Annotated in this window: 22 protein-coding genes and 1 tRNA gene; 9 read left to right on the forward strand and 14 right to left on the reverse strand. The window is 63.3% G+C overall.

Going from position 1 to position 21,875, the window contains the following annotated elements:
- Window position 1: 1 nt before the first annotated feature.
- From ACK5JE_RS13250 to cysG, 4 genes are all read left to right on the forward strand, one after another.
- Window positions 2-1,192, forward strand: coding sequence for a JmjC domain-containing protein (locus tag ACK5JE_RS13250; protein ID WP_416802165.1), 1,191 nt, complete (start codon window positions 2-4; stop codon window positions 1,190-1,192).
- Between the two features lie 134 nt (window positions 1,193-1,326).
- Window positions 1,327-3,129: an assimilatory sulfite reductase (NADPH) flavoprotein subunit gene (locus tag ACK5JE_RS13255; RefSeq protein WP_416802166.1), complete on the forward strand. Its 1,803-nt coding sequence runs from the start codon at window positions 1,327-1,329 to the stop codon at window positions 3,127-3,129.
- Window positions 3,130-3,214: 85 nt separating this feature from the next.
- Window positions 3,215-4,933 carry an assimilatory sulfite reductase (NADPH) hemoprotein subunit gene (cysI, locus tag ACK5JE_RS13260; RefSeq protein ID WP_416802167.1) on the forward strand — a complete coding sequence of 573 codons (1,719 nt, stop codon included), beginning with the start codon at window positions 3,215-3,217 and terminating at the stop codon, window positions 4,931-4,933.
- Window positions 4,930-6,369: a siroheme synthase CysG gene (gene cysG, locus ACK5JE_RS13265; protein ID WP_416802168.1), complete on the forward strand. Its 1,440-nt coding sequence runs from the start codon at window positions 4,930-4,932 to the stop codon at window positions 6,367-6,369. Before cysI ends, cysG begins: the two co-directional genes overlap by 4 nt.
- Before the next feature lie 50 nt (window positions 6,370-6,419).
- Here the strand turns inward: cysG and bamC are convergent, their stop codons facing one another.
- From bamC to ACK5JE_RS13285, 4 genes are all read right to left on the reverse strand, one after another.
- A complete protein-coding gene (gene bamC, locus ACK5JE_RS13270; protein ID WP_416802186.1) occupies window positions 6,420-7,544 on the reverse strand; it encodes an outer membrane protein assembly factor BamC in 1,125 nt (374 codons plus the stop codon).
- A gap of 2 nt (window positions 7,545-7,546) precedes the next feature.
- Window positions 7,547-8,449, reverse strand: a complete 903-nt coding sequence (gene dapA / locus ACK5JE_RS13275) for a 4-hydroxy-tetrahydrodipicolinate synthase (protein WP_416802169.1) — start codon at window positions 8,447-8,449, stop codon at window positions 7,547-7,549.
- An 81-nt stretch (window positions 8,450-8,530) separates the two neighbouring features.
- The gene (locus ACK5JE_RS13280; protein WP_416802170.1) at window positions 8,531-9,184 is read right to left on the reverse strand and encodes a site-2 protease family protein; all 654 of its coding nucleotides are present in this window, start codon (window positions 9,182-9,184) and stop codon (window positions 8,531-8,533) included.
- 76 nt (window positions 9,185-9,260) lie between these two features.
- A complete protein-coding gene (locus ACK5JE_RS13285; RefSeq protein WP_416802171.1) occupies window positions 9,261-9,887 on the reverse strand; it encodes an L-threonylcarbamoyladenylate synthase in 627 nt (208 codons plus the stop codon).
- Between the two features lie 126 nt (window positions 9,888-10,013).
- On the opposite strand from ACK5JE_RS13285, the gene ACK5JE_RS13290 reads away from it, so the two are divergent.
- The 5 genes from ACK5JE_RS13290 (at window position 10,014) to ACK5JE_RS13310 (ending at window position 12,286) form a co-directional block, all read left to right on the forward strand.
- Window positions 10,014-10,089: transfer RNA gene (locus ACK5JE_RS13290), tRNA-His, on the forward strand.
- Window positions 10,090-10,298: 209 nt separating this feature from the next.
- A complete protein-coding gene (locus ACK5JE_RS13295) occupies window positions 10,299-10,754 on the forward strand; it encodes a hypothetical protein (RefSeq protein WP_416802172.1) in 456 nt (151 codons plus the stop codon).
- Entirely contained in the window at window positions 10,751-11,014 is a 264-nt protein-coding gene (locus tag ACK5JE_RS13300; protein ID WP_416802173.1) for a helix-turn-helix domain-containing protein, read from the forward strand. The genes ACK5JE_RS13295 and ACK5JE_RS13300 overlap by 4 nt, the downstream gene beginning before the upstream one ends.
- The gene (locus tag ACK5JE_RS13305) at window positions 11,004-11,516 is read left to right on the forward strand and encodes a hypothetical protein (protein WP_416802174.1); all 513 of its coding nucleotides are present in this window, start codon (window positions 11,004-11,006) and stop codon (window positions 11,514-11,516) included. Before ACK5JE_RS13300 ends, ACK5JE_RS13305 begins: the two co-directional genes overlap by 11 nt.
- Window positions 11,513-12,286 (forward strand): hypothetical protein, encoded by a 774-nt coding sequence (locus ACK5JE_RS13310; protein ID WP_416802175.1) that lies wholly within the window; start codon window positions 11,513-11,515, stop codon window positions 12,284-12,286. The genes ACK5JE_RS13305 and ACK5JE_RS13310 overlap by 4 nt, the downstream gene beginning before the upstream one ends.
- Window positions 12,287-12,438: 152 nt before the next feature.
- Here ACK5JE_RS13310 and ACK5JE_RS13315 read toward each other — a convergent pair whose 3' ends face one another.
- From ACK5JE_RS13315 to ACK5JE_RS13360, 10 genes are all read right to left on the reverse strand, one after another.
- Window positions 12,439-12,807 carry a hypothetical protein gene (locus tag ACK5JE_RS13315; protein ID WP_416802176.1) on the reverse strand — a complete coding sequence of 123 codons (369 nt, stop codon included), beginning with the start codon at window positions 12,805-12,807 and terminating at the stop codon, window positions 12,439-12,441.
- Window positions 12,804-13,250, reverse strand: a complete 447-nt coding sequence (locus ACK5JE_RS13320; protein WP_416802177.1) for a D-Ala-D-Ala carboxypeptidase family metallohydrolase — start codon at window positions 13,248-13,250, stop codon at window positions 12,804-12,806. The genes ACK5JE_RS13315 and ACK5JE_RS13320 overlap by 4 nt, the downstream gene beginning before the upstream one ends.
- Before the next feature lie 282 nt (window positions 13,251-13,532).
- Window positions 13,533-13,868 (reverse strand): hypothetical protein, encoded by a 336-nt coding sequence (locus ACK5JE_RS13325; protein WP_416802178.1) that lies wholly within the window; start codon window positions 13,866-13,868, stop codon window positions 13,533-13,535.
- 11 nt (window positions 13,869-13,879) lie between these two features.
- Window positions 13,880-14,377 (reverse strand): hypothetical protein, encoded by a 498-nt coding sequence (locus tag ACK5JE_RS13330; RefSeq protein ID WP_416802179.1) that lies wholly within the window; start codon window positions 14,375-14,377, stop codon window positions 13,880-13,882.
- Complete coding sequence (locus ACK5JE_RS13335; RefSeq protein ID WP_416802180.1) at window positions 14,365-14,910, reverse strand: hypothetical protein; 546 nt, start codon at window positions 14,908-14,910, stop codon at window positions 14,365-14,367. Before ACK5JE_RS13335 ends, ACK5JE_RS13330 begins: the two co-directional genes overlap by 13 nt.
- Window positions 14,911-14,925: 15 nt before the next feature.
- Window positions 14,926-15,747 (reverse strand): hypothetical protein, encoded by an 822-nt coding sequence (locus tag ACK5JE_RS13340; RefSeq protein ID WP_416802181.1) that lies wholly within the window; start codon window positions 15,745-15,747, stop codon window positions 14,926-14,928.
- A gap of 56 nt (window positions 15,748-15,803) precedes the next feature.
- Entirely contained in the window at window positions 15,804-19,691 is a 3,888-nt protein-coding gene (locus tag ACK5JE_RS13345; RefSeq protein WP_416802182.1) for a host specificity protein J, read from the reverse strand.
- Entirely contained in the window at window positions 19,673-20,068 is a 396-nt protein-coding gene (locus ACK5JE_RS13350; protein WP_416802183.1) for a hypothetical protein, read from the reverse strand. Before ACK5JE_RS13350 ends, ACK5JE_RS13345 begins: the two co-directional genes overlap by 19 nt.
- 615 nt (window positions 20,069-20,683) lie before the next feature.
- On the reverse strand, window positions 20,684-21,235 hold the full coding sequence (locus tag ACK5JE_RS13355; RefSeq protein WP_416802184.1) for a DUF1833 family protein: 552 nt from the start codon (window positions 21,233-21,235) through the stop codon (window positions 20,684-20,686).
- A 43-nt stretch (window positions 21,236-21,278) separates the two neighbouring features.
- Window positions 21,279-21,797, reverse strand: coding sequence for a hypothetical protein (locus ACK5JE_RS13360; RefSeq protein WP_416802185.1), 519 nt, complete (start codon window positions 21,795-21,797; stop codon window positions 21,279-21,281).
- Window positions 21,798-21,875 lie beyond the last annotated feature (78 nt).

Here is a 21,875-nt window from a genome sequence, read left to right on the forward strand (position 1 = left end):
CATGACGATCCCCGACATCGACCAGCCCACACCCCTCCTGGGCGGACTGAGCCCCCAGGAATTCATGCGTGACTACTGGCAAAAGAAACCTTTGCTGGTGCGGCAGGCGATCCCCGGTTTTGAGCCGCCCGTCACGATCCACGAGGTGCAGACACTGGCCCGCCGCGACGAGGTCGAATCGCGCCTGATCGTGCATGGCGAGCATGGCTGGTCCCTGAAACACGGGCCGTTCCGCCGGCTCCCACCCGCCTCGCAACCGAACTGGACGCTGCTGGTGCAGAGCGTGGATCTGCACGACGACGCCACGGCCGCGCTGATGCGGCAATTCCGCTTCATTTCCGACGCCCGGCTCGACGATCTGATGATCAGCATCGCCACCGACGGCGGCGGCGTGGGCCCGCACTTCGACAGCTATGACGTGTTCCTGCTGCAAGGCCACGGCCGGCGCCGCTGGCGCACCAGCCGTCAGGCGGACCGCGCCCTGTTGCCGGGGCTGCCGCTGAAGATCCTGGCGGATTTCCAGCCGGATGCGGACGACATCCTGGAGCCAGGCGACATGCTGTATCTGCCGCCGCATGTCTGCCACGACGGCGTGGCCATCGGCAACGACTGCATGACCCTGTCCATCGGCTTCCGGGTGCCCAGCCAGGCCACCCTGGCCCGCGGTCTGCTGGAAGCCGCCGCTGACCAGGTCTCGGCGCAGCACCTCGGCGACCCGGGACTGTACGGGCACCCCTGCCTGTCCGGTCCGGACCTGGGCGCGCTCTACACCGACGCCGGAACGCCCGCCACCCGCACACCGGCGGCGCTGCCCGACTCGCTGGTGCAAGCCACGCTGGACACCCTGTCCAGAATCCGTCTGGACCAGGCGGTGGCGGCCCGCTTTCTGGGGCAATGGCTGACATCCCTGCCCGACAGCGCCCTGTTCGATCCGGCCGACGAGCCGCTTTCGCTCAGCGCCAGGGTGCCCGACGCGGGCCGGCTGGTGCTGGATCGCTGCACCCGGCTGATGTACAGCGGTCCGCAGATCTTCATCAATGGCGAGATCGCATCGCAGGCGGTCGAGCCCGGCCTGGAGACGCTGGCCGACCGGCGCGCGCTGGCCGCCGAGGACGTCCGCCGCCTGTCCCCCGCGACCCTGGCCCTGCTGGACGAATGGCTGCAGGAGGGCTGGCTGCACTGGGAAGCCTGAACCCGACCGATCGCCCTGCCCCCCTCATCAAGCCATTTGCTTATATCCGCATAAAAACATAAGCATCGGTTCGTTCACGGCATGAAGGAAGCGTCCCAGAATGGACGCTTCCTTTGTTTTGACAAATCCACGCCATGCTCGCGCCGAACTACCTGCCCGAAGCCCACCACGCCCTGATCGCCGAACTGGCGAGCACGCTGGAATCCCCTGGCCTGCACTGGCTCTCGGGCTACTTTGCCGGTATCGCCCAGGCGCGGCAGCCCGTCCGGGAATCCGTCCCCCCGCTGTCGGTCGCTGTCGCTCCGGTCGCCGATGCCGCGCAACGGCTGACCATCGTGTACGGCAGCCAGACCGGCAACGCCAGGCGCGTCGCCACCGCGCTGCACGAGCAAGTGCGCGCCCAGGGTCTGGAAACGCGACTGGTGCGCGCCGATCAGTACAAGACCCGGGAGCTGAAGGACGAGCAACTGCTCTACGTGGTCATGAGCACCCAGGGCGATGGCGATCCGCCCGACGACGCCATCGCCTGGGTCGAGTTTCTGCTGGGCAAACGCGCCCCCAAACTGCCCCGGCTGAAATACGCTGTGCTGGGCCTGGGAGATTCCAGCTACCCCGCGTTCTGCGGCATCTCGCAGAAGATCGACGCCCGCCTGGCCGAGCTGGGCGCGCAACGGCTGCAGGATGCGGGCACGGCCGACCTGGACATCGAGACAGTCGCCCTGCCCTGGCAGACGCGGGCACTGGAACAAGCGCGAGAAGCCTTGCAATCCACCGCCGCCCCGCCACAAGCCACAGTGACGCCGCTGCACCCTCAGGCCGGGACATTCACCCGCGACCATCCGTTCCAGGCAGAGGTCCTGTTGAATCAGGCCATCACGGGCCGTGACAGCGACAAGGACATCCGCCACCTGGAACTGTCCCTGGCGGGCAGCCGGCTGCGCTACGAGCCCGGTGACGCGCTGGGCGTCTGGCCGGTTCAGGACGACACCCTGGTGGCCCGCATCCTGGAGGCCTGCGGACTGAATGCCGCCGAACCGGTCGAGCACCAGGACACGCGCCGCCCTCTGGGAGAATGGCTGGGCCGCTACCGCGAACTGACCGTGCTGACCCGCCCCTTCCTGGCCGCGCTGGCGGAACGCGCGCAACAGGATGCGCTCACTGCGCTGCTGGCGCCCGACGCGCGCGAGCGGCTGGCCGCCTATCTGGACACCCATCAACTGATCGACGCGCTGCGCCAATGGCCGACGCGCTGGACTGGCCCGGCACTGGTGGCGGCGCTGCGCCCACTGACCCCGCGGCTGTATTCGATCGCTTCATGCGCCGCAGCGGTGGAAGACGAGGTTCACCTGACGCTGGGACACGTCCTGTTCGAACGTGAAGACGAATCCCGCTGGGGCGTGGCCTCGCATTTCCTGGCTGAAAGCGCCGAAGGCGATACCGTGCCGGTCTTCATCGAGGAAAACACCCGTTTTCGTCTGCCGGCCGACGCCTCGCGCGACATCATCATGATCGGCGCGGGAACGGGGGTGGCGCCATTCCGCGCCTTCGTCCAGGCCCGGGCCGATGCGCAGGCCCCGGGGCGCAACTGGCTGTTCTTCGGCAACCCGCATTTCACCAGCGATTTCCTGTATCAGACCGAATGGCAGCAGGCGCTGCAAGACGGTCACCTGGACCGCATCGATCTGGCATTCTCGCGCGATCAGGCCGACCGGATCTACGTTCAGCACAAACTGCTGGCGCAAGGCGCGGACATATACGACTGGATCCAGGCGGGGGCCCACCTCTACGTCTGTGGCAACGCTGAGCGCATGGCCCGCGATGTACATGCCGCCCTGCTGGAGATCGCCCGCGACCAGGGCGGCCTGGACGAGGAAGGCGCCCGCCAGTGGCTGGACGACCTGGCCGCGCAGGGCCGCTACGCGCGCGACGTGTACTGATGCGAGTGCGCCTTTCACCGTCCTCGCGCGCATGCCTGCCGAATTATCTCTCGATCAGCTTCTTTGCCGGACATCTTATTCCATCATGAGCGTTTCTCCCCTCTCCCCCCTGGAAGACATCAAGACCGCAAGCCGGTTCCTGCGCGGCACCATCGCCCGCGAACTGGAAAACCCGGTGACCGGCGCCATTCCCGACGCCGACACCAAGCTGCTGAAATTTCATGGCAGCTACATGCAGGACGACCGCGACATCCGCGACGAGCGGCGCAAGCAGAAACTGGAACCGGCCTATGCCTTCATGGTGCGCGCGCGCCTGCCGGGCGGCGTGATCAGTCCGGAGCAATGGCTGGGGCTGGATGAACTGGCGCAGCGATACGCCACGCGGGGACTGCGCATCACCACGCGTCAGACGTTCCAGTGGCATGGCATCCTGAAACGCGATCTGCGCGCCTTCATGCAGGGCATCCGCGACGCCCGGGCCACCACGATCGCCGCCTGCGGCGACGTGAACCGGCAGGTGATCAGCTCGGTCAACCCGCATCTGTCCAGCCAGCATGCGCTGGCGCAGATCTGGGTCCAGCGCCTGTCCGACCATTTCCTGCCGCGCACCCGCGCCTACGCCGAAATCTGGCTGGGCGGCGAGCAGGTCGGCGAGTCCGCCGACGAGGAACCCATCTACGGCAATGACTCCGGCTACCTGCCGCGCAAGTTCAAGATCGGCATCGCCATTCCACCGACCAATGACTGCGATGTCTTTGCCAATGACCTGGGCCTGGTCGCCATCATCGAAAACGGTCAGTTGCAGGGCTTCAACGTCGCCGTGGGCGGCGGCATGGGAGCGACTGCGGGCGATCCGGGCACCTATCCGCGCCTGGGCACGCTGGTCGGTTTCACCCGTCCGGAAAATCTGATCGCCGTGGCCGAGGCCGTGGTCACCCTGCAGCGCGACCACGGCGATCGCCCGAAACGCCAGCATGCGCGCCTGAAATACACCATCGATCGCCTGGGGGCGGACTGGTTCCGCGAACAGATCGGCCTGCGCAGCGGCACGCCGCTGGAACCTTCGCGGCCCTACCGGTTCGAACGCAACGGCGACCGCTATGGCTGGTCGCGCGGCGAGGATGGCCGCTGGCATCTCGGACTGTATATCGCCGCGGGCCGCCTGTGGGATCAGGAGGGTCTGCCCCTGCAGACCGGCATGCGCGAGATTGCCCGGGTCCTGAAAGGCGAGTTCCGCCTGACCTGCAACCAGAACCTGGTGATCGCCAACGTGGACGAAGGCGACCGCGCCGCTCTCGACGCCCTGGTCGCGCACTACGGGCTCGACGGCTACAAGGTGCAAAGCGGCATCCGCCGCCATCATATCGCCTGCGTCGCCCTGCCCACCTGCGGCCTGGCCATGGCCGAAAGCGAACGCTACGCTCCCGTCCTGCTGCCCAGGCTGGAAGCCCTGCTGGACGCGCATGGCCTGCGCGATGCGCCGATCCTGCTGCGCCTGTCGGGCTGCCCGAACGGCTGTTCACGCCCCTATCTGGGTGAAATCGCCCTGGTGGGCCGCGCCCTGGGACGCTATGACCTGCGCCTGGGGGCCGACTTCCTCGGCGAACGCCTGAACGTACTCTATCGCGAGAACATCACCGAGGCCGACATCCTGTCCAGCCTGGATGCCCTGTTCGGCCAGTACGCCCGCGACCGCGTGGCCGAAGAAGGCTTTGGCGATTTCCTGGTGCGCGCCGGCGTGATCCAGGCCGACACACGCGGACCGCATGCGCCACTCTCCGACCACAAGGCCCGTGCAGCATGAACCATTTCCCGCTGTTTGCCGACCTGAAGGGCCGTCCTGTTGTCGTCGTCGGAGCGGGACCGGTTGCCGAGCGCAAGATCACGCTGCTGCGCGCTGCGGACGCCCGGGTCACCGTCAGCGCCCGGGCGGCGCATCCCCGGGTGCTGGCGCGCGCCCAGGCCGGCGACATCAGCTTGCACCTGGGGGCCTTCGATCCGGCGCTGCTGGACGAGGCCTGGCTGGTGATCGCGGCCACCAGCGACCGGACGCAGAACCAGTGCGTGGCGGACGCCGCCACGGCCCGCCACCTGTTCTGCAATGTCGTGGACGATCCGGAACTGTCCAGCGCGCAGGTGCCGGCCATCGTCGACCGGTCGCCCCTGACCATCGCCATTTCCTCGGGCGGGGCGGCGCCCGTGATCGCCCGGCGGCTGCGCGAACGGATCGAATCGCTGCTCGACCCGGCCCTGGGCGCCCTGGCCGGTCTGGCCCGACGCAAGCGGCCCCACATCCGCGCGGCGCGGCCGCACTTGCGATCGCGCCGGGATTTCTACGACTGGCTGCTGGACGGCCCGGTCCTGGGCGCCTTGCGGCGCGGCCGCGCCAGCGAGGCCGAGGCGCTGCTCGACCAGGCCTTGTCCACCGCCACGCCGGCGCCCGCAGGCAAGGTGCTGCTGGTCGGCGCCGGCCCCGGCGATCCGGGCCTGCTGACTCTGCGCGGCCTGCGCGCCCTGAACGAGGCCGACCTCATCCTGGCCGACCGCCTGGTCAGCCCGGCGATCCTGGCGCTGGCGCGGCGCGACGCACAGGTCATCGATGTCGGCAAGGCGCCCGGCGGCCCGCACGAATCCACCCAGGCCCGTATCCATGCCCTGATGGTGTCGCACGCGCGCCAGGGGCGCTGCGTGGTGCGGCTCAAGGGCGGTGATCCGATGGTTTTCGGCCGTGGCGGTGAAGAATTGCAGCATCTGAAACGGCACGGCATTGCCTATGAGGTCGTGCCCGGCATCACCGCCGCGCTGGCCTGCGGCGCCTACGCCGGCATCCCGCTGACGCACCGCGACCACGCGCAGGTCCTGACCCTGGCCACCGCGCATCGACAGGCGCAGGATCCCGGCCCGAATGACGGAGCCGGCGCGTCCGCTGCCGACGGCCGGACGGGGGTCCACTATATGGGAGTGGAGCGCCTGCCGGCGCTTTGTGACCGGCTGCTGAACGAGGGCCTGAGTCCGGATCTGCCCTGCGCTCTGGTGGAAAACGGCTCACACCCCGAACAGCGCGCCCTGCACGCCACTCTGGGATCGGTCGTGAAAGCCGCACATCGCCACGCCATCCGGTCGCCCGCCCTGGTCATCGTCGGCGAAGTCGCCGCGCTGGGCATGGATCTGGCATGGTTCGGCAAAACCTTGCGGACGCCGTCCACCAGCGATGCCGCCCCGCGCTCACAGGCGGCCTGAGCACCGGGCCGCATGCGCGGGCCGGACGGCCCGCCTGACCCGGTCCCGCCCTACTGACTTTCCTTGAGGTTGTTTTCCAGCACCGACAGAATGCGGCGGGCGGTGTCGTCGGTCAGGGTCTGCCCGGCCTCGTCGAGCACGCTGACCCGGGTGCCGCTGCCCTGCTCGGCCAGATGGATGCGCAGTTTGAGCGGCTCGGCGCTGTTGCGCGTGCCGAACAACCGACCGAATACGGTCTGCTGTTCGATCTTTTCGCCCGTATCGGTATCCAGGTAGCGAATGTAGTAATCACCCTGGGCGCGGTTGCGGTCCTCGACCGTGAAACGGGCCGAATCGATGGCCACGCCCACATGGCGCCAGGCCCGGTCGAAAGGCTCGCTCACGGCCAGCGAGGTCTGGTCCGACGCCAGTTGGGCGCCCACCGCCGTGCCGGTCGCGGCATTGGCGGCCTTGACCTGCCGGGCGGCCTGTTGCTGATCGGTGCCCAGATAGACCATCAGGCGCGCCAGCATGGCGGCGTTCAGGCCCGGGTCTTCCTTGCCGAATACCCATTTGAATGCCGTGCCATCGCCCGTGGGGGTTTCTTCCATGTGCTGGTGGCTGATGTAGACCTCGGTCTTGCCGTTCGCGCGCTCGAGACGCGTCGTGAAACGGTCACGCTCGCCGCTGTCGAAAACCTGATCGAGCACGCTGCCCAAGGCGCTGCGCAGCCAGCCCTCGGGAATCTTGGCGCGGTTCTCCGCCCAGTCGGTCTGGATCAGGCCGGCCTGCGGGTCCCGGGAATTGAGCGTGAAGCCCTGCTGACCCCAGAACTCGATGATTTTCGGATACAGCATCTCGGCGGCCTCGCTGACCACCAGCCAGCGCAACGCGCCATCGCGCCTGACCTCGATGCCGGGAGCGTCGGGCAAGACCCGGTCGGCCGGATTGGCGCTCTGCATACCCTGGCGAGCCTGGTAGTCGCTCAGGCTGGCCACGCCTTCGGGCGCGACATAGTGCGTACTCCTGTTGGCCTGGGTCAGATCGGGCGGGATCGACAGGGGATCGCCCTTGACCGTGCTCTTGTATTCGACGGATTCGGTCTCGCCGGTCAGCTCGCCGATGGTCGAGCAGGCGGTCAGGGACAGCAGACCCGCCAGCACCAGGCTGGTCCGGGAGAGCGGCTTGAGTTTCATCATCACAGGGAACCTGTTTCAATCAGAGCTTGGCGCACAGCGGTGCGAAACGAATCGGACAAAGGCGTCAGAGGCAGCCGGTAGCCCAACTGGGTCAGACCCATTTCGGCGACAGCCCACTTGACGGGGATGGGGTTGGCCTCCAGGAACAGGACGCGGTTCAAGGTCGCCAGTCGATTGTTGAGACGGCGGGTCTCCAGCACATCGCCCCGCAGCGCGGCGGCGCACAACTCGTGCATCAGGCGCGGCGCGACGTTGGCGGTGACGGAAATATTGCCCCGACCGCCCAGCAGGATCAACGCGGCGGCCGTGGGATCGTCACCACTGATGACCTGGAAGTCTTCCGGCGCGGCCGCGATCAGCTGGGCGCCCCGGGCGATATTGCCGGTTGCGTCCTTGATGCCGATGATGCCGGGCACCTCGGCCAGGCGCAGGATGGTCTCATTGGACAGGTCCGCCACGGAGCGGCCCGGCACGTTGTACAGAATGCTGGGCAGGTCGCCGGATTCGGCGATGGCGCGGAAATGCTGGTAGAGGCCTTCCTGGGTGGGCTTGTTGTAGTAGGGCACGACCGTCAGGCCGGCGACCGCGCCGGCGGCGTAGGCATGGCGCTGCAGCTCGACGGCCTCGGCCGTGGAATTGCCGCCGGTGCCCGCGATCACGGGAATGCGGCCATCGGCATGGCGCACGGCCAGCTCGATGAGCTCGGCCTGCTCCTGGACGGTGACCGTGGGGGACTCGCCGGACGTGCCGACCACGACCAGGGCGTCGGTACCCTGCTCGACGTGCCAGTCGATCAGTTTTCGGAATGCCTCCAGGTCCAACTGCCCATCGGGATGCATGGGCGTGACCAGGGCAACCATACTGCCCTGAAAGACTGGGGTCGATGAATCCGAGCCGGCCATGATGAGTAATGCCTCCGCAAAACGCCCGGGGGGCTCCCGAGCGAAACAAAAGGCCAAGTTTACCGGATTCGGACCCGGGGTCTACAAAAATCCGCCCACGACCCACTGCCCGAACTTCAGGAGGGGCACCATCAGGGGCCAAAGCCAGCCGAGCATCATCAGCACGATCAGGATCACCAGACCGTAGGGCTCGATGCGGCCATAGCGCCAGGCCAGACGTGGCGGCAACAGGCTGAACACGATGCGCCCTCCATCGAGCGGCGGCAACGGCAGCAGGTTCAGCGCCATCAGGATCAGGTTGACCTGAACCCCGGCATGGGCCATCAGCAGCCAGAAATCCCGCGGGCCGTCGATCAGGTCGAGCATCAGCATGACCCGCAGGAACAGCACCCAGCCGATGGCCATGAGGAGATTGGAGGCCGGGCCGGCCAGTGCCACCCACAGCATGTCGCGCTTGGGCCGGCGCAACCGACCCCAGTTGACCGGCACGGGCTTGGCCCAGCCGAACAGCAGTCCGCCGCCCATGAGTTTGGTGGCGAACAGCAGGACCAGCGGTACCAGCAGAGTCCCCATGGGATCGATGTGCCGCAAGGGATTCAGGCTGATGCGGCCGGCCTGCTCGGCCGTATGATCGCCAAAATAGCGCGCCACGTAGCCGTGCGCGGCCTCGTGCAAGGTGATGGCGAACAGAACCGGCAATGCGTAGACCGCAATGGTCTGGATCAGATTGTCCACGAAAACTCAAACAAATAGAGCGCCGGGCGACGGCCGGCAAACCCCGTAAGCATAACCGCTCGCGCCATCCGGACGGTCAGGACAGGCCCAGGATCGACGGATCGCCGCGTCCCACCCGCGCGACCTTGGGCGGGTCTTCCGTGAGATCGACGACGGTGGTGGGCTCGAAGGGGCATGAGCCGCCGTCGACGATGGCGGCCAGATCATGCTGATAGCGGTTGACGATCTCCCGGGCGTCGTTCAGGGGGAGTTCCTCGTCCCGGGGAATCAGGGTGGTCGAGAGCAGCGGCGAACCGGCCGCCTCGATCAGGGCCAGCGCCACCCGATGATCCGGCACACGGATGCCGATAGTCTTGCGCGAAGGATGCGAAACGCGCCGGGGGATCTCCTTGGTCGCCTCGAGAATGAAGGTCCAGGGGCCCGGCGTGGCCAGTTTCAGCAGCCGGTACTGGGGATTGTCGACCTTGGCGAAATGGCTGATTTCGGCCAGGTCGCGGCAAAGCAGGGTCAGATGATGGCGTTCGTCCAGGCCGCGCAGCCGGCGCAGGCGCTCGGCCGCATCCTTGTCGTCCAGGCGCGCCACCACCCCATAGCTGGAATCGGTGGGAATGGCCACCAGGCCTCCCCGGGCCAACAGGGCGGCGGCCTGCTGGAGCAGCCTGGATTGCGGATTTTCGGGATGGACGACGAAGATCTGGGCCATGAGCATTCCTTATGGGAATCGAATTCACAACCATTAACATGACCTAAAACGCAATCGTGTTCAAGGGCCCCAAAGGATCGTCTGCAAAGGCCTTTCAAGCATGCTAGAATTCCCGTTCTTTGAGTGGTGACCGTAGCTCAGTTGGTAGAGTCCCGGATTGTGATTCCGGTTGTCGTGGGTTCGAGCCCCATCGGTCACCCCAATAAACATGCGGGTTTTGAGACATCGCCCAAATCCCCAAATGGTGACATAAAGCCGAATTGGTGACATGCACCGAAATCAGCCCGCCTCAGCGCGGGCTTTTTTGCGTTTGCGCGGGTTGCGGTTGCGCTGCGGGATATGGGGTAAATACCCACCTTGCTTTCCATCCTGATTGACTTTATAATTAAGTCATCAATCAGGGGAACAGCAATGCAAGTCTTCCACACCAGCCCGACCGAAATCAGCAAGATCACCGAAGCCGGCCGCTTCGGCAGCTTCCTGTTCTTCTCCGGCCACGTTTACACGATGACCGCCGGCGAGGCCCTGGTGTACAGCATGGACATCGACGATGATGACATCATCGAAGCCGGTCAACTGTTCTACCACGACGACGCCGAAAAGCTGGTCCCGCTGGTCGCTGAACTGGCCGCCCGCATGGACATCGACGAAGCCACGGCCGAGGCCCTGATCGAAGAATCGCAGCAAGTCCACGACCTGGACGGCATCGACATGGAAGACGCCGCCGACCTGTCCTGGGACATCCAGCACTTCACCGCGCGCGCCGCCCGCATCCTGGGCTTCCGTGGCGTGGCAGTCAGCGACGAACAGGGCACGGCCTACCTGATCGACATGCTGGGCCGTGAAGCCGATCTGGTGCGCGCATGAGCCCCGCTGACTTCCTGGCCTGGCGCAAGCTCATGAGCCTGTCGCAGCGCGCCGCGGCCCAGGCCCTGGGCGTGACCCTGGTGACCCTGCAGGCATGGGAACGCGGCCGCAGCTTTCAGACCGACAAACCGGTGGAAATTGACCGGCGCACGGCGCTGGCATGCGCGGCCCTGGCGGCCGGTCTAGATGCGAACAAGGCCTGGGCGAAGATCCCGCGCATCGACAACGGCATGCGGCGCGAGGAAATCCATGGTCACTGACGCCCACACCCCAATCAATTGCCTGTGGTGCGGGAAGACGATTCCAGGGGGTCGGCGCGGCCACGGACATCCGCCGAAGACTTGCTCAGAGGAATGTCGCAAGGCACGGGCCTCCGCTCGGGAAAAGGCCCGCTATAGACGCGCAAAGGACACCCAGAAATGGCAGGAAACGCGCGCTGCATACATTGAGAAACTCAAGATCCGCACAGCCCAAGATCCAGTATTCGCCGCCGCCGAGGCGCAACGGCAGCAGGCAATCCGCGACCGCTACCGGGAAAAGTTGGAACGGGATCCTGCGCGGCTTGAGGGATACCGCGCAAAGCAACGCGCGTGGTTCCACAATCTCACTCCAGAACGACGAGAGGACGAGCGAGCCAGAAACAGGGCCTGGTACGCATCTCTCACGCAAGAAGAAAAAGTCCTGTACTACTATGAAGTCCGCCGCCAGCACGCGCTGAATCAGCTACTCGCCCTGAGCGAAGAATTGAGGAAAAAACAATGACCGGTATCGTCGTGGCCCCCATGGAATTTTTGCCCGTTGCGGAACTCGGGAGCGCGAGCAATCAACAACTGCGCGAAGAACTGGCCAGGTCTCTGACATTCAGCGCCCATCATTTAGCCTACCTCGCGGCGGTCTGGGCCGAGCTTGAGCGGCGCGGCGAAGATCTGTCCGACCTGCGCACGGGGCTGGCCGTCTACTTACCGCAGATCGCCGCCGGCCGACTTGACGCTGAGGCGGTTATCCGATTCGCCGGCCAACCTACTGTGTTGCGCAGTATTTCGGGCCTGTCGCCAGATCGTCAGCGCGCCCTGGCAAAAGGCGAGCCCGTCAAGGTTTTGACGGTGGATGAAAGCGGCCGCTTCGAAGAATCCTCTATCCCGGCTTATGCGCTCACGGCATCCCAAGCCAGAATGGTGTTTGATGGCGACAAGATCCTCAACGGCGACGAGCAGCGCGCAATCCTCGAATCCAGGCGCGTCAGCAAGGCTGTGCGGGTGCGCCCAGGATCTCAGAACCGCGTGCGCTACGACGCGAAGGCCGATGTGCTCAGGATCGGGCGCAGCAGCGCCACGACCGGGGAAGTGAGTGCCGCTCTGGCAGAGGCCGGTCAGTCCCGCCAAAACTCGGTGATAGATACGCCCGCCGACACACCTGTAATGATACGGCTGACGGAAAGCGAACATCGCATGCTGAAAGTCCGGGCTGCTGAGGCGGGCATGACAATCCTGGAATACACCCGCGCAGTATTGAAAAAGGCGTGTGTGCTGTAGCACTGGATCACCGCAGCGCCTCATAGGCCCCCACAGTCTCCCGGTGCCGCGCTGCGCACTTGGCGTATTCAGCCGTCAGGTCGATGTAGGCCAGCGCCAGATCATCCCAGCCACCCACAAACGCGGGTATTGCTGGGCAGGCTGCAGCAAGGTCAGCGGGCAGCGTTGGCGGCGCGTACGGCATTCTGGATGTCGTGCAGCCGCCCATCGTCAATGACGCAATCAGCAGGCAGAGGGACGCGCACAATCCGGTCTTTGTACTGTGTGACGATTTTTGGCTTTGCATTTTCCAGGGCCTCAATTTTCGACCGCAACGCTGCGGCTTGGGCATTCAGGGATTCGGCTTGCTTGGCGTAGTGACGGGCCGCCTCGACTTCGGCGGCAGCGCGCTCATCAGTACGTCCGGCCTCGTACTTGCTGTGCCCATACCAGCCGATGCCGGCAGCGCAGGCCAGCAGGCCGGCAGCAACGACCAGGGGGCGCCAGTAGGCGCGGATCGCGGCCCGGATGATGGCGATCATGCAATCCTCACAATGCCGCGCTGATACCCCCGGCCCGAGCGCCAGGACAGCACCTCACGGCGCATCCGGTCCCCGACGCCCAGGTGGACCCAGTGCGTCCGGGCCTGTTCGAAAATGATCTGATCGAACTCCAGCGCTGAATCTGCAATGGCTTGAGCCACGGCTTGATCCGGGCCGAACGCCGGGATATGAAAGTCAGCAGCCAAACCCTCGCAATGCGACGACGTAGCTGATCCGTCCACGGCCTTGTTGAGCGCCGGCGACCGGTAGCCGGATGTGATGATGAGCGGACAGCCGAACAGCGCTCTCACCTCCTCCAGCTTCGCGGCCAGGACATGCAGATTGGCAAGGTGGTGGCGGGTCGGCGTGTTGTCGATACCCAGCATGCGGGCCGTGTCGGATCGGGTGAATTCGGCCAGAATGAAGTGAGGAGTCAATTGCATTTGCGTATCCTCTGAATATGTCGGTGGACTTGAGGTCCGTAGGTCTTACGCCACCAGCATCTGACAGACATGCCCGCGACCGCGACCGAAAAGAGCACGCCGGGCCTTTGCACTTCCCCCGGCCAGTACACCGCCCAGGCAATGCATCCAAGACTTGAGAAGAGCAGCACGACGACACAGACGCGCCCTAGTGCCCCCCCGTTGATCTTGGACGAAACTGAAGCCCAGCAGCACACGGCAAAAGTCACGATCTGAGAAGCAAGGTAAATAGCTGCCCACATGTCATTGCCCTCCTCGTCCGCCGAATCGACCACGCACGATGTCGGCGAACAGACCCCACACATCGGCCTTTTGGATGGACAACAGGATTTTTCCCACGGTCGTCCAGCCCATGATTCCGATCAGCGCGGACACGCCGTTTGACCACGACTCTGGCAGGTCTACCCACTCGACGACGATAGGCGTAAATATCACGGCCAGCGCGATACCGGCACCGACCATTGCGGTCTTCTGCTTGCCAGTCAGTCCGCTGACGATCGTCGTCATGCCGATGACCGCGCCTACGCCGCCCATCACCGCGGCCCACGCCTTCGGTGGCATGTCCTGGAATATCTGCATCGTGTATCCAATCAGGGCAGGTTGACCGAGAAGCCGAAGACCCAGACGATGAGCATCAGCACACCGACCTTTTCCTGGACCGCCGTATGCTCCCGATCAATGGCGTAGAGCAGCAGTGCTCCAGCCGCGTAGGCGATGGCGTAGGTATAGGTGCCGGCAGCAAGCATCATCGAGAGTCCCGCGACAAAGCACAGCGCGGCTCCCGTGTAGTGCAAGGCCCTGTCAGCGCCAAAAAAAGCTTGCGGCCATGTGTCTGTGGACATTGCGAGGACGAGGCCGAGGCCAACGGATATCATGGACAGCGACAGCCACACACTGCCAGACTGCCATGCAGCACCCCAAAGAGCCCCGGCCATGACTGCAAACATCGTCGCCTGTACAACGCTCGTGCCGGTTTTGAAGTAGTGGCTGATCGGTCGATCTGTCAGATCGTCTCCGCGTGAGTCCGCGAACTCAACGAGCACAAGGGCAGCGGCGAACACGAGTGTCGCCCAGGTCAGATAGGCCATGTGATTTTCTCCACGTCGGTGAGGGTTTTCGCGGCTGAGATTTGGTCGGCCAGCCGCTGGCGAGTGCCCACCAGCTTTTGAGACGCGGCCTGGAACGCATGTACTTGCACGAGTGCGCGCTTGCGGAATGCCTCAGGCTTGACCCCTCGCACTTTCGCAAGTCCATCGAGGTACGGCGTTGCCACGGCATTGTCCGCAGCCCAGGCCAGTGCCTCGGCCTGCTGAGTCGGCCAGGTCAGACGCTCGGCCTCCGGATATCCCGCCGTCAGCGCTTGAGCGTGTCGTTCAAAATCGTGGTTGACTTGTGCAAGCTGTACAGCTTTGATCTCGGCCAGCGTCAGTTTCGGCGCAGGCGGATTCTCTAAAACCGGATACCCCTTATCATTGGGTACGATCTGCCTTCCTTCGGATTGCCCTTGCATCAAGGACGCATACGTGTCTTCAGTAATTTCTACTGCGTCTTTAGGGATATTATTCCCATGCAGATCAACGGAATAAAATCCTCTGGATGATGCTGAATAGTGAGTAACCATATAATCCTCCAAGCCTTATTTCCCTACGCTCATCCAATGGATAAACGGCGTCCATCCTGTTCCTGGCGTGGTGATTGAAAGCGTAAATTCTGTCAGGCTTGCACTGGAACCAGTTGTATTTTTATTTGTGTTGACCTGACTTAGGATTTCCGGACCCTGGCTGTTAAAAGGCCTGCCCGCAATCGTAGCTACGACAGAATAATGAGATGCTGTATAAGCAATGGGCAAAGTTATTACATAAAAATGGGTGTACCAAGTAACCCCGCCTACGGACTGGGAGTTAAAGGCACCCACAGGTGACAATGTCGAGGTGCCCCACTGCTGAATGAGCCCTCCAGGAAGAATCTGATACCCAGACACCTGGGCGGACTGATTCCCCGTGAAAGCATCAGCCAGCTTCGCGGGGGTCAGGGCAGCGGTGTCGTTGACCATCGCTTCGGCCATGTCGGCGGTTGCAATGGTTATCAGCCCTGGAACCGTCTCCGACGCCGGGACCAGGTAAGGAACGTACTCACTGCCGCCCCATTCAGCCGGACCTTCGTCAATGATGTAAATCGGCCCGATGTCCTGTGCCGGCACGTCAGCCAAGGCAAATATGGGCAGATGCGAACGCAACAGCCGGCCCTCGATCGCCCATGCGCTGTTTGCCGCATTGCGGCGCTTGAGCGTTCCCGTGCCGGTGTCGGCCCAGGTCGAGTACGGCCATGCCGTCGCAGCCGGGTCAGTCGCCCCGGAAAAATTGGTGGCCAGGGTCTGCAATGCCTTGTTCAGGTCTTGCACGAATTGCAGCCCTGGAAGCGGCGGCGTTGTGCTGATTTGCGGATTGTCTTGAGACATCGTGACTCCAAAACAAAAAGCCCGCTACGAGCGGGCTGTGGTTGATGCGGTTTCGTTCAAAAGCCTTGTGAAAGCCAGTTGATGACAGCCGCCTTGGGCGTGGATACGTTGAGGATCTGGATGTCGAACCCGGTCTCGCTAGAGTTCGTCAGTACGTAGCGGTCGCCGTCCACGGCGTCGAACAGCGCGATCTGCACGTTCGGGACGGCGTGGAAGACCTTCTCGTATTCGATCCGCAAGCCAGACGACGGCACCGTGATGCCCTCGTCCTTCTGGATCAGATCCGGCACATCCACGGTCCAGGTGAAATGCTCAACAAAGGGCACGATCAGCGGATCATCAGCCTCGATCACCAGCCGAACCTGGAAATACCGCGCATTGACCAGCAATGGCGTGTAGTTGAACCACGGCCCATAGATGCCGTCGTCGCCAGCAACCCGGTACTGCGGCGTGGCTTTCCAGTGCTGCGCGTTCGAGGCGTTCAGAATGTCTGGGTTCGCCAGGACATCGGCCATGGAAAGGATGTCCTCGCCGAAATTCAGAGCGTAGGCATCGATATGGAAATCCAGCCGGACGGGGGCGATGAACCCAATGTCCACAGTCTGTGCAGACGTATACACGCCACGCGGCTGGGCGCCGCCGTACCAGAGCACGTCACGCACGGCCAAGATGTCTGGCTCCGCAAGGACGTCGCCGGCGCCCGCCAGCGTCAGCAGGCCATCCCAGACATAGGCGCCCTCAGTCAGCGCCCCGCCCCATTCCGGATCCTCGACCTCAGTCAGCAGGACATTGCGCACCAGCGCGGCACCGGACACCAGCAGGCTGTCAGGTGCGCCATAGATCGCCTGCCCTTTGTAGACGTAGCGCGCAGCGACCCAGTACAGGCCATTGCCCACTGTCAGAGATTCGAGTACCGGGGTGACGGCCACCGTGCGCGAATTCGTCCACGATTCGCCGACACGGATTTCGTAGTCCGGCTGACGGACATCCACAACACGGCCCCAGGTCAGCACGGTCAGGCCATCCCGAAACACGCTTGTCAATCCCGTCACGGCTGGCAGCGGAGCGCGCAGTCCCTGGACTGTGTAGTTGCGCATCGCGGGCTTGCTGCGACCGCCGTCAGATACCGGCGTCACCGTGATGTCCAGAACATCGCCTGTCTGTGCCTGGATCGTCATCTTCCGATCGACAACGCGCATTGCAGGCTGAGCGGCCCCATTGATCGCGATCACAACATCGACAGGCATTGCCGCAGAAAGAGCCCAGCCGATCTGCACACTGTTGATGTCGGACAGAACGTTGACGATGCCCTCCACGACCGTGATGCCGAACACAATTCCGGCCAGCAGCGCACCATCACGCGGCGGGATGTACTGATACGGGTTGACCTCGGATGCGTAGTATTCGGGGTCGTCATCAACCGCAGAAAACCGCACACCGTCCTGGGTTGGCTGAACGTCCACGATCTTGAACCTCCGGCCCGGGGTCGCCAGGGGATCGAAGAAAAACGCCCAATCGAGCGCCGGCACATCCTCGAAGCCCTCGTCACCGGGCAGAGGAAACCCGGTCATATCGCTGGTGATCGTGACGACGTCGGTTTCATCCATGGCCCCCGTCACCACGACGGTCTTCATGTTGCCTTCCGGGTCACGCAGCATCATCGTGCCCGAGCCGGTCGGGATGGATTGCGAGAGCGTTATCTGATTGCCAGAACGCGCCCCAAGACGCCCGGAATAACCCCAGACAGTCAGATCGTGGCTGATCTGGACCACATCCCCACGGCTGGCAACCCATCCTTCGATGTCCGTCTCCCACGTCGTGCGCCGGCGATGCCAGACCTGAGAAGCCGCAATCAGATTGGCTTCGCGGCCTGCCATTTCAGCTACCGTGCAGCCGTCCAGATCCAGTTGAAGGGGATTGTTCGTGGTCGTGGCGCCGGGCACCACGACTCGCACCTCGTCCATTTGCCAGTCGCGTTCTTCGTTGGCGAAATTGACGACGATCTCATCTGGCGTGTCGTCATTGATGTACGCTACCTTGAAGCTACCGGCTTTGATGTTGAATGGCCCGAACATCGCCACCACCGGCTGATCGGCCGCATCCCACACCACGCCCAGCTTGCCGGTCTGCCACGTAGGCGACGCGCGTCCCGCCCGGGCGATCATTTGCAATACCTGAGCGCTGGACATCTTTCGGTCCAGCACGTAATCAAACGTGAGGCCCTTTGTATCGCACCATGCGCCCCATGCCTTGATTGCCTCGATGTCGATCTGTGCTTCGATCAGTCCTGCACCGTAGACGCGCCCCTTGCCCTCGATGGTCTTGCCCATCGCAAACCATAGATACCACCACGCCGGATTGCGCGTGTGCTCGATGTCGAAGTGATCGCCTTTCCACACCGGCGCCTGTGCCTCGGCAATAGCCGAGAATTCATCAATCGCCCCGTTCAGTTGGCTGGTAGCCTTGATCCGCAGCGCGACCCGCAACTGGCCTGTGTAGTCTGCGTCGTCAGTCTGGAAGCACAGAACCTGGGAGACTGCTGTCTCGTTGCTCCGGCGGCTTTCCTTTATATCGCCCGTGCTTTTCCAGATGCGGACCTCGTACTGTCCCTTCTCGACATCCCAGGAAATGGTCTTGCGCGTCGGCTCCTGGCGGGCGCCGTAGATGCGCACGCCCGGGCTCGTGACGTAGCCCAGCAGCGGGTCCGGCGCGATGCCACGCCATGGGCGGCCCTGGCGGTACGGGTGCGGCTCCCAGCGCCAGACGCCCACACGCTCAGGCTTGCATATCGGCGAGTCGCCTGTCGAACACCATGCAGGCTCGATGACCACCTCTTCGCCATCAGTATGGTCAGCCGCGTTCATTGATCCGTACTGGATTTGCTGATATTCGTACCAGGAATTGCTATCTCCGTACAGCGTGAACCGCTCCTGGAATGACCAGTAATGCGTCGCGTAGACGGCGTCCGTAATTGAGCCGGCATCGATCCAGGCGGTATCTCCCGCCTTGCGGTACTGGACTGCCACATCAACGGACATGCCGCCAATCGCGCCCTGATCGTTGATGTCGAACAGTTGCGCGGCCAGGTCCACGGAGATCGATGTCGTGTCCAGCGGCGTGGTGCGCGCGTTCACAACACCCGATTCGAGTACGAAGCCCTCAAGGGTATCGACGTTGCCCGGGAACATCGAGAGCTTGCCGTCTTCCCCGGACACCTGGATCTGAACGTCCTGGTAGTCATTGATCGAGGTCGCGCCGATCTTTAAATCCGACAGCACACACTGGCCCGACTGGAGGCCAAAATGGAAGACCTGATTCAGGTACTGCGTGTCGCCGACGTACTCCGTGAAATACTTGGCGCCCAGGTCAGGGACGACCTTGTGTCGCCCGAAGATAAGCGTCATGGGCTCCCACAGGCGTAGCTGATTGCGGCCGCCCGAGATCGAATATGTGGGCGAGGAATCGTATTTCGCGCCTGAGCCCAGGGCGTCCGCGGTCGGCTGCAACGGCGGCAGCAGTGCGTTGATGAGCAGGGAACCGCCGATCATGATGGCGGCTGATGTCAATGACAAAGCCGTGCCTGTCAGGCCGAATCCAGAATACAGGCCCGCAATACCGGATCCAGGGATTGTGATCGACGCCACCACCAGCGCGATCATGGCGACAGTACGCAGTACCTTCCCGCCACCGCCACCGCCCTGCGCGATCGCGTGGATCACGATCTGGTCGCCCGTGCGCGGAATCAGCCGCTGCCACAGATGATGCGGCACCACGCGGCCATTGTGCTGTACGCGGAACTCCGAGCGCGGCAGGACGATGCCGTTGCGCTCGACATACGCGCCCAGAGTCTCGCCCTGCAAAAAGGCCGCAACGGTAAACGTGCGGCCTTCTGGTGTGAACGGGTGCGGCTGGACGACCAGCGGCATTATTTCGTTGCCAGCCACTTGTAATATCCCTCGAATTTATAAGCCCAGCGCGTCAGATCCCGCAGGCGCTGACACACAACAAAACCGGATGACTGATCGGCGTGCAAAACCCAGTGCTCGCCACCTGTCAAAACATTCACGCCGCAATGAAAAAACCTGCCGCGCGCCACGAAAAGCACGGGCTGAGCGTCGATAGGCGCATCCACGCGTTCCGCATACGTCGCCTTCAGTCGATCCAGCTGCTCCGCCTGCCCGCGCAGGGACGTTTCATGCATCGTCGGGATGTCGATGCGCAGGCCCAGCACTTCGTTTGCGATCTGTTCGGCCAGGTTCATGCAGTCGGCAATGCCTGGGATGTAGGGCTGGCCGATATACTTTTCATGCCACGGACGCACGCCAGCCCTCTCCATTCCTCAATCTCGGCTGGAATATCGCGTCCGCAACGGACCATCCTTGCTTGATGCGATAACTCGCTCTTTGGTACGCCTGATATCTGCCTTGGCCGAAATAGGCGAACAGCGACACCCTTTTCCCGTCAATCGGAACCAGAATGTTGTCCCTGCGGTTGTTGCTCTGTGTCTTCATGGTCGCCCATCGGCAGTTTCCAGGCTCGTAATTCCCGTTCACGTCGATTCTGTCTATGGAGTATCCCGGCCCAGGCCGTGGCCCCATATCCCGAAAGAAGCTTTCAAAAGAATCCCACTCGCGGCTGAACTCGATGCCTCTTCCGCCGTAGTTGTGATAGTCCTTGTCGTTCTTATTCCGGCATCTGCGCTTCGCCGACTCCCATGCCCTGAACTCCGGCGTCTTGCTCATGCCATGCGTAGAAACAAGCTTGCTCTGCCTGGCTCGCCCCACGCACCCACAGCTTTGCTTTTCCCCGCTCAAGATTCGATTTGCCCTCGTCTGAAACACGGCGCCGCAATCACATAAACAAGACCACATGCGAATCCCTCTATGGTCTTTTCCAGCGAAGCCAGTGACGACGAAGTGGCTCCTTTTTGTCCCCGTCAGATCAGCAGGCTTATGGGCCATCTTGAAACCTCAGAAGCAATGAAAGTAAGCAATACAGAAGCGCCGATCACGGCCCACATGCCTGGGCTTGTCTTTGGGTCATACCGCACGGCCACGGCAGGCAGCATCAGCGTGTTCTGGAATCCCAGTTCGGATGACACTTGCTGGTTGTCGATAGACATGCTGGTCATGTCCAGGGTCATGTCGTACTCGTAGACATCGGGATCGGAGCGCAACACCTGGATGATCCGGCCCTTCGCGCCTTTGCCGCCGCGGCTGTACTCCAGCCACTGGGTCAGTTCGCGCCCGACGTTGTCCACCGACAGCGTGGCTTTGGGCACCTGCTCGGCCACGTCATCAGGCAGTGTGATCAGAAACGGACAGGCGATGTACTCATTGCCGCGCGACGTGATGTTGACCGTGTCATTGACCACGCGCACCGGCTCGTCCAGTTCTGGATGCTGGATCTCCAACAGGACCAGGAACGGCTCATCGGCGGACGTGGCCAGAAGATTCCGGCGTCCGGCGGGGGTGTAGGTATTGGGCATAAAAAAACCGCCTCATGGGCGGTCGGTCGGAATGTCAGATGAATCAGGGGATGATGTAGTCCAGGTCCGGCCTGGCGCCGGTCAGCGCCTGAACCGTGTCGGCGATCTTGGGGAAGTCCATCTTCAGGAAATCGGCGCGACCCCTGATTCGCTTCTCGTCCCACTCCCCCGCCAGGGTGTCATCGACGCTGGCCTGAAGCATGCGCGCATGCATCGAAAGCAGCATCCAGGACCTGACCGTCCTGCCGGCAAGATCAGGCCCAAGAAGACCAACCTTGCCGGCCATGGCTGGCCATACCGTCAGATCGGGGGCGCGCAATGCTCGCACGATTGCCATGCTCTTTCCTGAGTCCGGCGGGACGCTCGCTTGCATATACAAGCTGCCCAGCATTTCCGCATACACGCCCATCTCAGCACCAATGGCAGCCGCAATGGCTTTTGCTTCGTCATTCATGATCTTGTCATCCCGGCGGCGCATGAGGCGAGCGTTGTAGAGCGCACCCAGCAATATTGCCGCCAATCCAATTGCGCTACCCAGCGCATCTCCAAACCAGTTCGGCATGGCTTCCTCCCTTGTGAGGGATTCAGCTTACCGCCCCAATGTTTCGATCTGCCCGGACGCGATCCACACCACGCCAGG

Source organism: Castellaniella sp. (genome assembly GCF_047971665.1).
In the GTDB taxonomy this organism is placed as follows: domain Bacteria; phylum Pseudomonadota; class Gammaproteobacteria; order Burkholderiales; family Burkholderiaceae_B; genus Castellaniella.